Raw genomic sequence first — 14,799 nt, forward strand, 5'->3', positions numbered from 1 at the left:
GGCCCGGCGCCCCTGGCCGCAATGCTGCCGGATCACCCCGACACTTCCTGATAGAGCCGCTCGAACAGGTTCTTCGTAGCGGGGTCCTCGTGGCCGCGGTGGGTCAGGTAGTCCGAGAACAGCTGCGGCGCGCTGCGGCCGGTGCGCTGCGGGCGCGCGGTGCGCGTCGCCGCGTCCGGCAGCACCGACGGGTCCACCCGGATCTCCAGCGCGCGCGGATACAGCTCCTGCACCTGCTCGCGCAGCCCGGCCCGGGGCGGCTCGGCGACGTACACCCGCAGCCAGGCGTCGTCGGCGTTGTTCGCCTCGGCCTGGGCGGCCAGGTCCTCCAGCGTGCCGCGCAGCGTACGCAGCGGCGTCGCCGCGGGCAGCGGCACCGTGCGCGCCCGCGCCGACGTCTGCGCGGTGACCTCGACGATGGTGACGCTCGGGGTGTTCTCCTCCTCGCCGAAGTCCACCGCGATCGGCGAGCCGCTGTAACGCACCGGGCACGCGCCCGGCAGCAGCTGCGCCCGGTGCAGGTGGCCCAGCGCCACGTAGTGCGCGTTGCTCGGGAACACCGACGACGGCACCGCGTAGCCGAGAATGCAGTGCGCGTCCCGCTCACCGCCGCCCATCGTGCCGCCGACCACGGTCAGGTGCGCGGTGAGCAGGTTGACCGCGCCCGGGTCGGTGAACGCCTCCGCGGCCAGCCGCGACATCAGCCGGGCCAGGTGGTCGGCGTACGTCGCCTGCGCCTCCGCCTCGGTCAGCTCGAACATCTCCAGCGCGCGCACGGCGTACCGCTGGGAGAGGAACGGCAGCGCGACGCAGCTCCACCGCTCGCCGCCCTTGGTGGTGCCGGTGACGATGTGGTCGGCCGGGTGCTCGCTGACCCGGCCGCGCAGGATGATCCCGGCCGCGTCCGCCCAGGACCGCAGCGCGTCCAGCGCCGCGCCGTTGTCGTGGTTGCCCGCGATCGCGAGCACCTCCGCGCCGGTGGCGCGCAGCGCGCTCAGCGCCCGGGTCACCACCTTCGTCGCCTCCGGCGACGGCGCGGCCACGTCGAACAGGTCACCGGCCACGATGATCAGGTCGGGCTGCTCGGCTTTGGCGATCTGGACCACCGCGTGCAGCGCCGCGATCTGCTCGCTGATCCGGGAACGGCCCTTGAGCACCTTGCCGACGTGCCAGTCGGAGGTGTGCAGGATGCGCATCGGGGGAGACCTCCGGCTAGAAGGGGATGTCGTCGTCGGGCATGCCGTTGCGCGCACCCGAGCCGACCACCGCGAACGGGTCGGCGGCGCTGACCATGCTGGCCAGCGTCGCGCGCGGCGCGGGACCCGCCTCGCCGGGCCGGGTCGCCCAGGCCGGGAACGGGAACTCCACCGCCAGCGGCACCGGGATCTCCGGCTGGCCCACGAACATGGTGCCCGGCTTGGCCAGCAGCACCCGCTGGCGCTGCGCGGGCGGGAGGAAGCCGTACTCCGGGCGGCCGGCCTCGGCCGGGTCCAGCCGGCCCACCACCCGGATCGCCGAGTTGGCCACGATGCGCCGCTCCACCTCGGAGGCGGTCTGCTGCGCGCCGATCAGCACCACGCCCAGCGAGCGGCCGCGCTCGGCGATGTCGAGCAGCACGTCCTTGATCGGGCTGGAGCCGTCGCGCGGGGCGTACTTGTTCAGCTCGTCGAGCACCACGAACAGCAGCGGCTTGGCCGAGCCCGCCTTCTCCTTGCGCTCGAACTCGGTCTTCAGCGTCACACCGACCACGAAGCGCTGCGCCCGGTCCGGCAGGTTGTGCAGGTCCACCACGGTGACCTGGGCGCTCTCGGCGGTGGAGATGCTGTGCGCGCGGCGCTCCGGCAGGTCGCCGCGGATCAGCCGGGCCAGGTCCCGCTTGCTGTTGATCAGGCGCCGGGCGAACGCGTTGACCGTCGCCACGCCGATCGAGCTGCCCGCCCAGACCCCGCGGGTGTCCTCGTCGTTCAGCTGCTCGACGAGGTGGTCGACGAGCTGCTCGTAGCTGTTGATCCGGAAGCCGTCGAGGGTGATCGCGCCGTCGGTCGGCACCGCGTGCTTGGCCAGCTGCGCGGTCACCGAGTGCACCACCATCGTGTACTGCTGCCGCTCGTCGTCGGCGTCGGCGAACACGTACGGCAGCAGCCGGTCGGTGCAGAACTGCGCGAGCGTCCAGTAGAACGGGTCCACCCCGGTCAGCCGGCTGGCCACGTCCGGGCTGCCCGTCGGGTCGCCCGCCCGCGCCGGAGCGAACACGTTGACCTGCGGGAACGGCGCGGCCTCCAGCCCCAGCTTGTGGTACTGCGCGCGGGTGCGCTCGTCGAGCCGGGTGTTCGGGTGGTCGAGGAACAGCAGGTCCTCGCCCTTCACGTTGAAGATCAGCGCCTTGGTGTTGACCGCGTCGCCGCCGAACACGCCCGAGCGGAACACGGAGTACAGCAGGAAGGTCGCGAAGCTGGTCTTGGTGGCGACGCCCGAGATGCCCGAGATGGACACGTGCGCGCCCCGGCTGCCGTCGAGGAAGTCCGCGTTGAGATACACCGGCATGCCATCGCGGCCCGTGCCGATCGGCAGGCGGCGCTGCATCCGGTCGAACGACAGCGCACCGTCACGCGCCGCGCCCTCCGCCCGGAACGCCACCGCGCCCGGCAGCGGCGGCACGTACACCTCGGGATCGACCCGGGTCACCGTGACCTCGGCCGCCTCCTGCACCTGCGCGGGCAGCATCCCGTCGGCGATGGCGAACACGTCCGAGTCGAAGCTCGCACCCTCGTGCCGGGCCCGCACACTGGTCACCACCCCCGCGATGGTCACCGCACCCAGGTCGGGCAACTCCCGCTGGGTCACCACGACATCGTCGAGCTGCAGGTACGACCCCTCGGCGACCGCGACCCAGAAGGTCAGCGGACTCGCGTCCTCGGTGCCCAGCACCCGCCCGACCGGCGTTCCCGGCTGCTCCTCGCTCACCCGCACGACCCTAGCGGCCACCGGCGACAAAGCCAGCCTTCCGCGCCCCTGTCCGTGACAAGCACCGCTCCCCGTGTCGCCTCCCCGACAACCGCCACTCCGGTCTTCCACCAGCCAAGATCGCCGTCTCGTGTCGAAAGGTGGGGCTGGGGCGCACTTTTGGACACGACTTCGTGATCATGGGCGCGGTGCCGTCGTGGGCAGGGGCCCGTGAAAGGCGGCGCCGAGTGGAGGGGGTGGTGAAGATCAGTGTTTCGTGTCGGAAAGTGGGGCTAGACCATACTTTTCGACACGAGCCCGCGATCAAGCCCCTCCTTCGCGAGGGGAACCCGGGGCCAGTCAGGGGGCCAGTGGGCCATGATCGCTAGTTCGTGTCGAAAGGTGAGCTCCAGCCTCACTTTTCGACACGAAGCACCGATCTTCCCCAGCCATCACGACCAACCTCGCCCCCTCCTCCTCGGCGCCAACAGGACCGAGCCCTCACGGGACCGGAGGCGACGCCCGAAGGTCAGCGCGGCGGGACCACTCCGACCGCGATCAGACACCCGGTCGGCAACGCCAACCGCCCGTCGGCAGTCCGGTGACCAGCGGTGAGCCGCTCGTAATGCCCCCGCGCCTCGGCCACCCCCGCCGGCGGCAACGTGGCCAGCACCTTCCCCAGCGACCCCATCCCGCTCGCCGGCGCCGCCCACCAGTCCTCCGGATCGGCATGGTGCGTCCACACCACCTCCTGGCAGGACAACTCGACCAGCCCGGCCCGCTCCAGCAATCCCCGCAGCCCGTCCGGCGTACGCGAGAAGTTGACCTCCGCCGCGACCCGCGGCAACGGCGGCTGCGGTGTGGGCAAAGCGAGCGCCTCGGTCACATCCCCCCACAGGCGCTGCAGCATCGGCAGCGGATACGGCCACACCGTGAACGCGATCCGCCCACCCACCCGGGTGACCCGGCGCAGCTCGCCCAGCGCCGCCACCGGATCCCCCACGTGGTTGAGCACGAAGTTCGCGGTGACCACGTCGAACGCCTCGTCCTCCAGATCGAGCCGGGGCAGCACCCCGTGCCGCACGTCGGCCGCGGGCGCGTTGCGCCGGGCCGCGTCGAGCATGCTCTCCTCGGGGTCGACGGCGGTGACGGCCGCGCCGCGAGCGCACGCCAGCGCTGCGACCGTGCCCGGCCCGGTGCCCACGTCGAGCACCTTGTCCCCGGCCCCGACCCCGGCCGCGTCCAGCAGCGCCGGTGCCGGATACGCGCACATCAGCGCGAAGCTGCGCTCGTACGTGGCAGCACGCCCCTGCCACGCCCGCCGCTCGTACTCGTCGAACTCCGTCATCCTCACCCCCGAGATCAGGGGGTGAGGATACTCGCCTGATCAGGACCGCCCGGGCGTCTCCTTACCGGCCACCAGCCGCACCGCCCAGGCCCCGGTGAAGTGCTGCGGCGTGACGGTCAGTGTGACGACGGTCCCGGCGGGCGGCCGGACGAACCCCGGGATCGGCGGGAGTGGCTGGTAGTCGGCGGTGTCCCAGTCCCGCACGATGTGACCGCCCTCGTAGCTCCACCAGCTCGCGGTGTCGAAGTCGGAGCCGTCGGCGGCGAACGTGAGAACGCCGGGCGTCTGCGCGGCCATGACCAGGGAGTAGTGGTCCTGCCACAGCAGGGTTATGCGCTGCGGCCGCGACGGGTCTGCCGGGTCGCTGTGCACCTCCACCGCTTCGCTGATCGGGGCGTAGGTGATCCCCTCGTTGACGATGACCTCCCGGAGATCGAGCGGCTTGAGCCGCTCGGGGCGAGACGGCAGCGGGTAGTCGGCGAAGGGCACGGGCTCCGCGACCGCCATTCCGAGCACGGCGTCGGCGGGAAGCGGCCCGGTCCGCCACTCGCCGGCCGTGGAGTCGTAGTCGCCGTACCCGGTCGCGGTCATGGTGAACACGATCGGCTCGCCCCGGGCGGCGCGGGCCCGTGCCTGCTCGTCAAGGGCACTGGTCCATCCGCCGCCGCAGGAGCCGCCGAGACGCGGTCCGCCGTTTACCTTGATGTCGACCTCGATGGTGCCGCCGTTCAGTGCAGTCCAGCACTTCTCGATGACGGTGTACGTCGTGACGGTGGGCGCGGGCAGCCAGGTGAGGGTCAGCGTCGTCACCCCAGGCGCGGTGCGCTCGGCGGCGACGACTTTGGTGCCGAAGTTGTACTTGGGGAAACCCTTGACCGTCGGGGGTATCCGGGTGACGGCTGGCTCGGGCGCGGCGCGGAGGCCGGGCGCGACGGTGTATCCCACGACTACCAAGGCGATCAACGCGGCGAGTGCCCCGGCGGCGGTTGTCCTGCGGCGGCGCCGTACGGCGATCCGCCCCTGCACCTGGTCGAGCCGCAAATGCTGGGACACCTCCGGTGGGGTGGTGGAGCGGTCGTCCAGCAGGTCCTTCAGGTCGATCATCGGAGGGCCCCCTCGAGCGTGAGCGACTCGTCCAGCCGCAGGCGGGCCAGCGCCTTGGCGGCCTGGCTCTTCACGGTGCCGACGGACACCCCCATGGCCTCGGCGATCTGCGTCTCGCTGAGGTCCTCGAAATAGCGCAGCACCAGCACGGCCCGCTGGCGGCGCGGCAGCCGACCCAGGGCCCGCCACACCTCGTCACGCGCGTCGACGTCTAGGTGCGGTTCACTGCCCGCCGGTTCGGGCAGCCGCTCGGCGGGCTGCTCGCCGCGCCAGCGCCGCCGCCACCAGGTGGCGTACGTGTTGACGAGGATGCGGCGCACGTACGGCTCGGGGTCGGCCTCGATGCGCCGCCAGGCGCTCCATGCCTTGACCAGGCTGGTCTGCAGCAGGTCCTCGGCCTGCCCCCAGTCGTGGGTGAGCAGGTAGGCGGTGCGGAGCAGCCGTGACGAGCGGGTCGTCACGAACTCCGCGAAGGTGTCGGCGTGCGCCACCAGTCCTCCCGGGATGTCGGTCCCCGGTACTACAAGTCGGCGGACGCTGCGGGTTGCCCGCGCTCACGGACCGCGTGACGCTACCTGCTCTGCGAGGTAAGACCAGCTCAGGGGGTGGTGCCGGGATCGTGGCCGGGCGCCGCGGCGTCGTGTTCCGCGTCACGCCGCACGTGCCGTGTCAGCAGCAGGCCCTCGCCCGCGGCGAGCACGTGCACGGTGCGCATGGGCCGCGGCGGGTGCGGCGCGCCCGCCGTGATGCGGCCCGAGCCCGCCCCGGCCAGCAGCGGCGACACGGTCAGGCACAGCTCGTCGATCAGGTCGGCCGCCCCGAGTGCCCCGAGCAGCAGCGGCCCGCCCTCGCACAGCACCTGCGACAGGCCCTGCCCGTGCAGCAGCCGCAGCCCGCCCGCCAGGTCGGGCAGGTCGGCCACGTCGGCGACCGGGGCCAGCGCCCGCCGGGCCGCCGCGGGCGCGGCGGGCCCGGCCAGGATCAGCGGCCGCACCGGGGCCTGGGCCAGCGCGGGCGCGGCCGGGTCGAGCCGCAGCGTCCCCGACACCACCACCAGCCGTGGGTACGCGACCAGCCCGTGCTCCTGCCGCCAGGCCCGCCGAGCGGCGTCCAGGGTGAGCGGCCGGTAGCCCTCGTCCCGCAGCGTGCCCGCGCCGACGAGCACCGCGTCGCACAGCATGCGCAGCAGCCGGAACACCCGCTTGTCGTCGGCCCCGGACAGCCCGGCCGACAGGCCGTCGACGGCCACCGCCCCGTCCAGGCTGGACACGAAGTTGGCCCGCAGCCACGGCCGGTCCCTGCGGGGATAGAGCCGCACCAGATCGTCGTCGCTCAGCCCGGCCAGCTCACGCACCAGCGGACGTGAGCCGGTCCCGCCGCGCACGGCGTCGCCGGTGGGGGAGGTCGGGCTCACTCGCCGGCCGCGCCCGTGGCGGGCGGCGTGGGCTGTGGCGGGCGGTGCTGGCAGTCGCACCAGCTGCGCCCCCGGCACTCGGTGTGCCGCTGCTCCCGGCAGGCCTGGCAGATCACGGCCTCACTCTATCGGGGCGGGCAGCGGGCCGGGGGCGGACTGGAGGGCCAGCCCGGCGGCGCGATGCGCGGCGGCGGCCTCGTCCTCGCCGCGTCGGCGGTGGGTCTCGGCGAGCAGCAGGCGGGTGCGGGCGGCGCCGGGCCGGTGCCCGGTCTCCTCGTGCGCCGCGAGCGCCTGCCCGCCGGTGTCGAGTGCGCCCGCGGTGTCCCCGGCGGCCAGCGCGTACGCGGCGAGCTGGTGCAGCGCCCGGCCCTCCAGCAGCCGGTAGCCGGCCTGCCGGGACTCGGACGCGGCCCGCTGGGCGTAGCCCAGCCCCACCGCGTCCGGACGCAGCAGGTCGGCGAGGGCCAGCAGCGCCTCGACCGCGGCGTAACGCTGCCCGGTCTGGTCGGCGAGCCGCAGCGCGTGGCCGAGGTCCTCGCGCGCCCGGCCGGGGTCGCCGAGCGCGGCATGCACGGTCCCGCGCGCCTCGTACGCCCGCAGCCGCAGGCGCTGGTGGGCGAGTTCCTCGCTGAGCGCCGCGGCGGTGTCGGCCAGCGTCAGCGCGCTGCCCGCGCGCCCCGTGTCGCGGTGCACCGCGGCGAGCCCGGCGAGCAGGTCGGCCTCGGCGATGCGGTCGCCGACCGCCCGGCTCGCCGCCAGCGCCGCGTCCAGTTCCGTCTCGGCCTCGGTCTGCCGGCCGAGCAGGTGCAGCGCCTGCCCCAGCGAGTTGCGGGCGAACACCTCCCCGGCCGCGGACCCCAGCTCCCGGTAGAGCGGCAGCGCGGCGCGGTACATCGGCACCGCCTGCTCGGGGCGGCCGAGTTCCATGTGGATGCCGCCGAGCCGGACCAGGTTCACCGCCTGCCCGCCCAGGTCACCGGCCTGCTGGTTGAGGGCGAGGGCCTGCTCGTAGTAACCGGCGGCGGCCTGCTGCGCGCCGGACACGTGGTGGGCCGCGCCGAGGTTGCCGACGGCGGCGGCCTGCCCAGCGGTCCAGCCCGCCGCCGCGCTGCACGCCGCCGACCGCTCGTACAGCGGCACGGCCTGGTCGGGGTGGCCCCGGAAGGTCGCCGCGGCGGCGAGGCCGAGCAGGCTCGCGGCCTGCGCGCGGGGGTGGTCCGCGGTCTCGGCGGCGGCCAGCGCGGTCCGGCCGACCTGCTCCCAGTCGGCCAGGTGCATGCGCATCTGGAAGTAGCCGCGCAGGCCGTCGGCCAGGCGCCAGGCCGCACCGGGCGAGCCGTGCCCGGCGGCCTGGCCGATGGCGGCGACGAGCTGTGGGCGCTGGCCGTCCAGCCAGGCCAGCGCCGCGGCGGAGTCGGGCAGGTCCACGTGGGAGTCCGGCGCGGGGCAGGCGCAGCCCGCCCGGTCGGCCGCGGGCAGGCGCAGGATGTGCGGGTAGAGGCGCGCGGCGGCGGCGTCGACGGTGCAGGTCAGATGGCTGAGCAGCCGGTGCACGGCGGCCTGCCGCTCCGTGGCGGGCTCCTCGGCGGCGGCCCGCTCGGCGGCGTAGAGGCGCAGCAGGTCGTGGAAGGTGTAGCCGCCGGGGGCGGGCTGCTCCACCAGGTGCGCGGCGGTGAGCTGGTCGAGCAGCGGACCGGCCGCGGCGCGGGGCAGCCCGGCCAGCGCGGCGGCGGCGTGCCGGGTGAAGCCCGGGCCGGGCGCGAGGCTGAGCAGCCGGAACAGCCGCCGTCCGGGCTCGGGCAGCCGGTCGTAGGAGCGGGTGAACGCGGCTCGTACCGCGCCCTGCTCGTCGCCGGACAGCCCGAGCCGGTCCAGCGCACCGGCGGCGACCGCGTCGGCGTACTCGCCGAGCCGGTCGTGCTCGTGCAGGCCCGCGGCGGCGATGCGCAGGGCCAGCGGCAGATGGGCGCAGAGCTGGGCGAGGCGCGCCGCGGCGGCCCGCTCGGCGGTGACCCGGCCCGCGCCGATCGTGTCGCGCAGCAGGGACAGCGACTCGGCGGCGCTGAGCGGGCGCAGCGGCAGCCGCCGGGCGCCCTCCCGCGCGACCAGGCCGTCGAGCCGGTGCCGGCTGGTCACCAGGGTCAGGCAGCCGCGCCCGGCGGGCAGCAGCGGGCGCACCTGGTCGGCGTCCAGCGCGTCGTCGAGCACCACCAGGTGGCGGCTCTCCGCGGTGGCGCTGCGGTACAGGCCCGCCGCCTGCTCCTCGTCGGCGGGGATCTGGGCCGGGGCCACCCCGAGCGCGGTGAGCAGCTGGCCGAGCGCGTCGGCGGGGCGCAGCGCGGTGCCGGGGGAGTGCCCGCGCAGGTTGACGAAGAGCTGGCCGTCGGGGAAGCGGGCCCGGCCGCGGTGCGCCCAGTGCACGGCCAGCGCGGTCTTGCCGACCCCGGCCATGCCGACGACGACCGCGACGGCGGGCGCGGCCGGGTCCGCGCCGCGCTCGGCCAGCAGCTCGTCGAGCGCGGCGAGCTGGTCGTGGCGGCCGGTGAACGCCGACGTGCCGAGCGGGAGCTGCGCGGGCCGGGCCGGGGTCGCGGCCGGCATGGGCGCGGCGGCGGGGCGTGCGTCCTCCTCCCGGCGCAGCACCCGCAGGAACACCTCCTGCACGGCCGCGCCGGGGGCCACGCCCAGCTCGTCGGACAGCCGCGCCCGCAGCTCGTCGTAGCGGGCCAGCGCCCCGGCCTGGTCACCGGCGGCGGCCAGCGCCGAGATCAGCAGCGCGTGCAGCGCCTCGTGCAGCGGGTGTTCCCGGGCCAGCGCGGCGAGCTGCCCGGTCACCGCGTCCGGGCGGCCCGCGCGCAGCGCCAGCTCGGCCCAGCCGAGCGCGGCGGACAGGCGCCGGGCGTCGAGCGCCACCACGGCGGGCAGGTGCGCGAGGTGGCCGCGTACGTCGGCCGCGTACGGCCCGCGCCAGCAGGCCAGCGCCCGCTCGTACGCCCGCAGCGCGGGCTCGTCGGCACCCTGCCGGGCGGCGTCGACGGCCTCGCCGTGGCTCTGCTCGAACCGGGCCACGTCGGTCTCCACCAGCTCCGGGTCGAGCAGGTAACCGCCCGCCTGGCGGCGCAGCCCGGCGCCGCCGAGCGCCTCGCGCAGCCGGCCGACGTACCCGTGGACGAGGTTGCGGCTGGTGCGGGGCGGCTCGCCGCTCCACAGCACGTCGGTGATCTCGTCGACGGAGACGGCGTCGCCGGGGCGCAGCGCGAGCAGCGCCAGCAGCAGCCGCTGCGGGACCGGCCCCAGCACGGCGACGGTCTCGCCGACGGCCACCCGGACCGGCCCGAGCACGGCCACCAGCGGCGCGGCGGGCCTGCCGGGAGCGGCGCAGAGGCGGGCCAGGCTCTGTGCGTGCTCGTCGGCGGTGAGGGCCAGCGCGGCGGAGATCCGGTGCAGCACGTCGGGGCGGTAGCGGCGTACGGTGCCGCGTTCGAGGTCACGCACGGTGCGCACGGCGACGCCGGCCTTGGCGGCCAGGGCGTCCTGGGTGAGCTCGGCGCGCCGGCGGAACCCGGCGAGCAGCTGCGCCGGGGTGCGGGCAGGGTGAAGCGCCATACCGGACATCTCCTTGCGGGGGACCGAGGTGTGTCGATCCCATGCATCACCCGCCGTCGATTATGCCGGTGTTGCCGGTCGTGCTGGAAGCGGGCCGCCCGGCCCGGTCCGGGTGGGAGGCGTGAGCAGGCCGGACCGCCCGGAGCGAGCAAGCGGCGGCGGGCGCCGCACCGTCCAGGAACGACCCATGGCGGGCCCAGCGGCGCTGCCTAGTTTCGACAGCGCAGGCCGCCGCGGGGGCGGCCGCGAGAGGAGAGGTCATGCGGAAGAAGCTCGCCCGGGTCGCCGCCGTCGGCGCCCTGGCCGCCGCGATGGTCGGGGGCACCGCGACGGTGGCGCAGGCCGCCAGCTGGCGCGTCTACGCCGTCTACAGCCAGAGCCTGTCGTGCGTCTACGGCGGCGCCTACTACAGCCAGGCGCTGGGCTGGGACGACTACGACTGCAAGCCCGCGCCGGGCGGCTACGCCCTGTGGTACCTGAACTGACGCCCGCCCGCTGAGACGGGGGACTCCGTGCGGCCGGCCGCGCCGGTCGCACGGAGTCACGGCATGGCGACGACGGACTCGCTCGGGCCGCCCTTGGTGCGCGGCCGGCAGCCGACGACGACCAGCGTGTCGCCCGGCTCGACCGTCCCGGCCTCCTGGTACGGCAGCGCGCGGCCGCCGCGCAGCACCGCGACCACCGGCTCGGTGATCTCGTGGGGCGGGCGGCCGACCTCCTCGGCCAGGGCGGGGCGCTCCACCAGCTCCAGCCCGTCGCCGTGCACCAGCAGGTCCGCGTAGACCTCGCTGACCAGCGGCGACTGTGCGGCGACGCCGAGCAGCCGGCCGGCCGCCGCGGACGAGGTGATCACCGCGTCGGCGCCGGAGCGCAGCAGCAGCGGCTCGTTCTCGGCCTCCCGGATCGACGCGACGACCAGGCACTTCGGGTTGAGCTGGCGGACCGTGAGGGTGGCCAGCACCGCGGTGTCGTCGCGGTTGGTGGCGATCACGACCCGGGCGGCGGTGGGCACGGCGGCCTGGCGCAGCACCACCTCGCGGGTGGCGTCGCCGAGCACCGCGGCGTAGCCGTCGCGGTTGGCCTCGTCCACGTAGTCCTGGCGGCTGTCCACCACCACGACGTGGTCCGGGGTGACGCCGGTGGCCTGCAGCTGGCGGATGGCGTTGGCGCCCTTGGTGCCGTACCCGATGACGACGGTGTGTCCGCGCAAGGTCTTCCTCCAGCGGTCGCGGCGGTGTTGGTCCCGGAAGCGGCGCCCGGCCACCTCGAACGCCGTGCCGATGAGCACGGCCAGGAAGGCGATCCGCAGCGGGGTGATGACCAGGATGTTCACCAGCCGGGCGGTGGGGCTGACCGGCACGATGTCACCGTAGCCGGTGGTCGACAGCGTGACGGTGGCGTAGTAGAGCGCGTCCAGCCAGCTCATCTCGCCGTCGGCGCCGTCCTTGTATCCGGTGCGGTCGGCCATCACGACGCACACCACGGCGACGAGGATGCCGAGTCCGTAGAGGATGCGCCGGCCGACCTGGCGGAGCGGATCGAACTCGCGCTCCGGCAGTTTGATCTGCCCGCGCTCGATCGCGTTAGCGGTGATCCTCTTCGGCCCGGCCATGCTCGGAGAGTATCCGACGAACGGCTGACCGTAACTCGCCAATCGAACGAATCAGCATGCGTCGAACGACCAATTACCGAGTCATCCTAGCTGGCCACGGGATTATTGATCATGAAGTGACATAGGTAACAGAATGGGAACGCTCCCATCAGCGCCCTTGACACCCACGTAACCTCACGGCAATCTCATGGGAGCGCTCCCGACCATGTGGTCCACGCCACAGGGAGCCCGATCCCTTACGCATCACCCCCACCGCACATCGACGACCTGAGAGGGGTCAGGATGAGCACGATCCTGCGGCGCCGTTCCTTCGCGGCGATCGCACTCGCTGCCGCCGTCACGCTCGGCGCAGCGGCCTGTTCGGGGGAGGAGCCGGCTCCCGGCGCCACCGAGCAGATCACCCTGAACGTGGACGTCTTCGGCAACTTCGGTTACGAAGAGCTTTACAAGCAGTACATGCAGGAGCACCCCAACATCAAGATCGTTGAGCGGGGCACCGGTTCGCAGCTGGACGCGCACAACCAGCAGCTGACCCAGCGCCTGGCCGCCGGCGCGGGCGCGGGCGACATCGTGGCGCTCGAAGAGGGCGTCATCATCTCCTACCTGGACAAGGCGAACCTCTTCGTCGACCTGGGTGAGCACGGCGCCAAGGACCTCGCGGGCAACTTCATCCCGTGGAAGTTCCAGCAGGGCACCACGGCCGACGGCAAGATCCTCGGCCTGGGCACCGACGTCGGCTCGATGGCCATGTGCTACCGCACCGACCTGTTCAAGAAGGCGGGCCTGCCCACCGACCGCGCCGCCGTCTCGGCGCTGTGGCCGACCTGGGACGACTACATCAACGTCGGCAAGCAGTTCAAGGGCAAGGTCAAGGACGCGGGCTTCATCGACGCGGTGACCAACACCTACAACACGATCCTGATGCAGAAGGCCGGTCAGGGCGCGGGCTACACCTACTTCGACAAGTCGGGTGCGATGACCATCGACACCAACCCGGCGGTCAAGGACTCGTACGACCTCGCGGTCAAGATCCTGGACGCGGGCCTGTCGGCCAAGCTCCAGGCGTGGTCGAACGAGTGGAACAACGGCTTCAAGCAGGCCCAGTTCGCCACCATCGCCTGCCCGGCGTGGATGACCGGCTACATCACCTCGCAGAACGGTGACACCGGCAGCGGCAAGTGGGACATCGCGGCCGCCCCCGGTGGCGGCGGCAACTGGGGTGGCTCGTTCCTGGCCGTGCCGAAGCAGACCAAGCACGCCAAGGAGGCCGCTGAGCTGGTCAAGTTCCTGACCAACCCGGCCGGCCAGATCGCCGCCTTCAAGTCGAAGGGCAACCTGCCCTCGTCGCCGCAGGCGCTGGCGGACGCGGCCGTCAAGGCCGCGGTGAACGACTACTTCAGCAAGGCCCCGACCGGTGACATCTTCGCCAAGGGCGCGCTGGACCTGAAGCCGGTCTACCTGGGCGCGAAGAACGCCCCGGTGCGCACCGCCGTCGAGAACGCGCTCCGCACGGTGGAGCAGGGCACCAAGTCGGCCGCCGACGGCTGGAAGGCCGCCGTCGAGGACGGCAAGAAGGCTGCCCAGTAACAACGCCTCACAGAGCCGGGGTGCGCGGTCAGCTGACCGCGCACCCCGGCCATGGCAGTCACCACCTCGCCGGCCGGCTTAGCACAGGAGTGGTCATGACAGTGCAATCCTCCCCGCGACACGACGTCGCGCCGAGGCAGCGCAGGGGTGGCTCGCCGCCGCCCTCGGAACCGCGCAGGAGCAGGGGAGTGCTCGGGCGGCTCGACATCAAGTACTCCCCGTACCTGTACATCGCGCCGTTCTTCGTCGTCTTCGGCATCTTCGGTCTCTGGCCGCTGATCTACACGCTGCGGATGTCGCTCTACGACTGGGATCTCGGCTCCACCGTCGAGACCGCCAAGTTCGTCGGGCTCGACAACTTCGTGATGTTCCTGAAGGACGACGACTTCTGGAACTCGGTCGTGAACACGCTCGCGCTGTTCCTGATGTCGACCGTGCCCCAGCTGATCCTGGCGCTGATCCTGGCCAACGCGCTCAACAAGCGCCTGCGCGGCCGCACCCTGCTGCGGATGGGCGTGCTGATCCCGAACATCACCTCGGTCGCCGCGGTGTCGATCGTGTTCACCCAGCTCTACAGCCGCGACTTCGGCCTGATCAACTGGCTGCTGGGCCTGGTCGGCATAGATCCGATCGAGTGGCAGGCGCACAGCTGGTCGTCCTGGGTCGCCATCTCCTCGATGGTCGACTGGCGCTGGACCGGCTACAACGCGCTGATCTTCCTGGCCGCGATGCAGTCCATCCCGCGCGACATCTACGAGTCGGCCTCGCTGGACGGCGCCTCGTCGTGGCGGCAGTTCTGGACCATGACGGTTCCCATGCTGCGGCCCACCATCATCTTCGTGACCATCATCTCGACCATCGGCGGCCTGCAGCTTTACGGCGAGCCGCTGCTGTTCACCGGCGGTGGCAACCCGCTGCTGGGCGGCTCGGACCGGCAGTCGCAGACGGTGACGATGTTCCTGATGGAGCAGTTCTACATGAAGTTCGAGCTGGGCCGTGCCGCCACGGTCGCCTGGCTGCTCTTCATCATGATCCTGGTATTCAGCGTGATCAACTTCCTGTTCACCAGGAGCCTGCGCTCCGCTGACGGGACCGCGAAGAAGAAGAAGGTGAAGCGATGACCGCGACCGCAGTCCGGCCCGGCGCCCGCGAAGCCGCCCCGGCTCCCAGCAAGCGCCGCAAGAG

At 73.3% G+C, this 14,799-nt stretch carries 11 protein-coding genes; 3 read left to right on the top strand and 8 right to left on the bottom strand.

What is annotated here, in order from left to right; translation table 11 throughout:
- Positions 1–32: 32 nt before the first annotated feature.
- From Cba03nite_RS26735 to Cba03nite_RS26765, 7 genes are all read right to left on the bottom strand, one after another.
- Positions 33–1,196, bottom strand: coding sequence for an exonuclease SbcCD subunit D (locus Cba03nite_RS26735; protein WP_203751697.1), 1,164 nt, complete (start codon positions 1,194–1,196; stop codon positions 33–35).
- A 16-nt stretch (positions 1,197–1,212) separates the two neighbouring features.
- Positions 1,213–2,970 carry an ATP-binding protein gene (locus tag Cba03nite_RS26740; protein WP_373315773.1) on the bottom strand — a complete coding sequence of 586 codons (1,758 nt, stop codon included), beginning with the start codon at positions 2,968–2,970 and terminating at the stop codon, positions 1,213–1,215.
- Positions 2,971–3,472: 502 nt separating this feature from the next.
- Positions 3,473–4,291, bottom strand: a complete 819-nt coding sequence (locus tag Cba03nite_RS26745) for a class I SAM-dependent methyltransferase (RefSeq protein WP_203751703.1) — start codon at positions 4,289–4,291, stop codon at positions 3,473–3,475.
- A gap of 39 nt (positions 4,292–4,330) precedes the next feature.
- Complete coding sequence (locus Cba03nite_RS26750; RefSeq protein ID WP_203751706.1) at positions 4,331–5,395, bottom strand: hypothetical protein; 1,065 nt, start codon at positions 5,393–5,395, stop codon at positions 4,331–4,333.
- Entirely contained in the window at positions 5,392–5,886 is a 495-nt protein-coding gene (locus Cba03nite_RS26755; protein WP_203751709.1) for a SigE family RNA polymerase sigma factor, read from the bottom strand. Before Cba03nite_RS26755 ends, Cba03nite_RS26750 begins: the two co-directional genes overlap by 4 nt.
- Positions 5,887–5,993: 107 nt before the next feature.
- Positions 5,994–6,752 carry a dihydrofolate reductase family protein gene (locus Cba03nite_RS26760; protein WP_239126040.1) on the bottom strand — a complete coding sequence of 253 codons (759 nt, stop codon included), beginning with the start codon at positions 6,750–6,752 and terminating at the stop codon, positions 5,994–5,996.
- 177 nt (positions 6,753–6,929) lie between these two features.
- Complete coding sequence (locus tag Cba03nite_RS26765; RefSeq protein WP_203751712.1) at positions 6,930–10,415, bottom strand: BTAD domain-containing putative transcriptional regulator; 3,486 nt, start codon at positions 10,413–10,415, stop codon at positions 6,930–6,932.
- Positions 10,416–10,675: 260 nt separating this feature from the next.
- Here Cba03nite_RS26765 and Cba03nite_RS26770 point away from each other — a divergent pair, with 260 nt between their 5' ends.
- Positions 10,676–10,900 (top strand): hypothetical protein, encoded by a 225-nt coding sequence (locus tag Cba03nite_RS26770; protein ID WP_203751715.1) that lies wholly within the window; start codon positions 10,676–10,678, stop codon positions 10,898–10,900.
- Positions 10,901–10,956: 56 nt separating this feature from the next.
- Here the strand turns inward: Cba03nite_RS26770 and Cba03nite_RS26775 are convergent, their stop codons facing one another.
- The gene (locus tag Cba03nite_RS26775; RefSeq protein WP_203751718.1) at positions 10,957–12,027 is read right to left on the bottom strand and encodes a potassium channel family protein; all 1,071 of its coding nucleotides are present in this window, start codon (positions 12,025–12,027) and stop codon (positions 10,957–10,959) included.
- 282 nt (positions 12,028–12,309) lie between these two features.
- On the opposite strand from Cba03nite_RS26775, the gene Cba03nite_RS26780 reads away from it, so the two are divergent.
- Together Cba03nite_RS26780 and Cba03nite_RS26785 are read left to right on the top strand one after the other, a co-directional pair.
- Positions 12,310–13,614 carry an ABC transporter substrate-binding protein gene (locus Cba03nite_RS26780; RefSeq protein WP_203751721.1) on the top strand — a complete coding sequence of 435 codons (1,305 nt, stop codon included), beginning with the start codon at positions 12,310–12,312 and terminating at the stop codon, positions 13,612–13,614.
- A gap of 95 nt (positions 13,615–13,709) precedes the next feature.
- Entirely contained in the window at positions 13,710–14,735 is a 1,026-nt protein-coding gene (locus Cba03nite_RS26785) for a carbohydrate ABC transporter permease (protein ID WP_203751723.1), read from the top strand.
- The last annotated feature ends 64 nt before the right edge of the window (positions 14,736–14,799 follow it).

The organism is Catellatospora bangladeshensis (assembly GCF_016862575.1).
Taxonomy (GTDB): domain Bacteria; phylum Actinomycetota; class Actinomycetes; order Mycobacteriales; family Micromonosporaceae; genus Catellatospora; species Catellatospora bangladeshensis.

Coding starts and splice junctions, on each gene's coding strand:
- Cba03nite_RS26735 (WP_203751697.1), bottom strand. CDS start 1,196: ATGCGCATCCTGCACACCTCCGACTGGCACGTCGGCAAGGTGCTCAAG.
- Cba03nite_RS26775 (WP_203751718.1), bottom strand. CDS start 12,027: ATGGCCGGGCCGAAGAGGATCACCGCTAACGCGATCGAGCGCGGGCAG.
- Cba03nite_RS26750 (WP_203751706.1), bottom strand. CDS start 5,395: ATGATCGACCTGAAGGACCTGCTGGACGACCGCTCCACCACCCCACCG.
- Cba03nite_RS26780 (WP_203751721.1), top strand. CDS start 12,310: ATGAGCACGATCCTGCGGCGCCGTTCCTTCGCGGCGATCGCACTCGCT.
- Cba03nite_RS26785 (WP_203751723.1), top strand. CDS start 13,710: ATGACAGTGCAATCCTCCCCGCGACACGACGTCGCGCCGAGGCAGCGC.
- Cba03nite_RS26745 (WP_203751703.1), bottom strand. CDS start 4,291: ATGACGGAGTTCGACGAGTACGAGCGGCGGGCGTGGCAGGGGCGTGCT.
- Cba03nite_RS26770 (WP_203751715.1), top strand. CDS start 10,676: ATGCGGAAGAAGCTCGCCCGGGTCGCCGCCGTCGGCGCCCTGGCCGCC.
- Cba03nite_RS26765 (WP_203751712.1), bottom strand. CDS start 10,415: ATGGCGCTTCACCCTGCCCGCACCCCGGCGCAGCTGCTCGCCGGGTTC.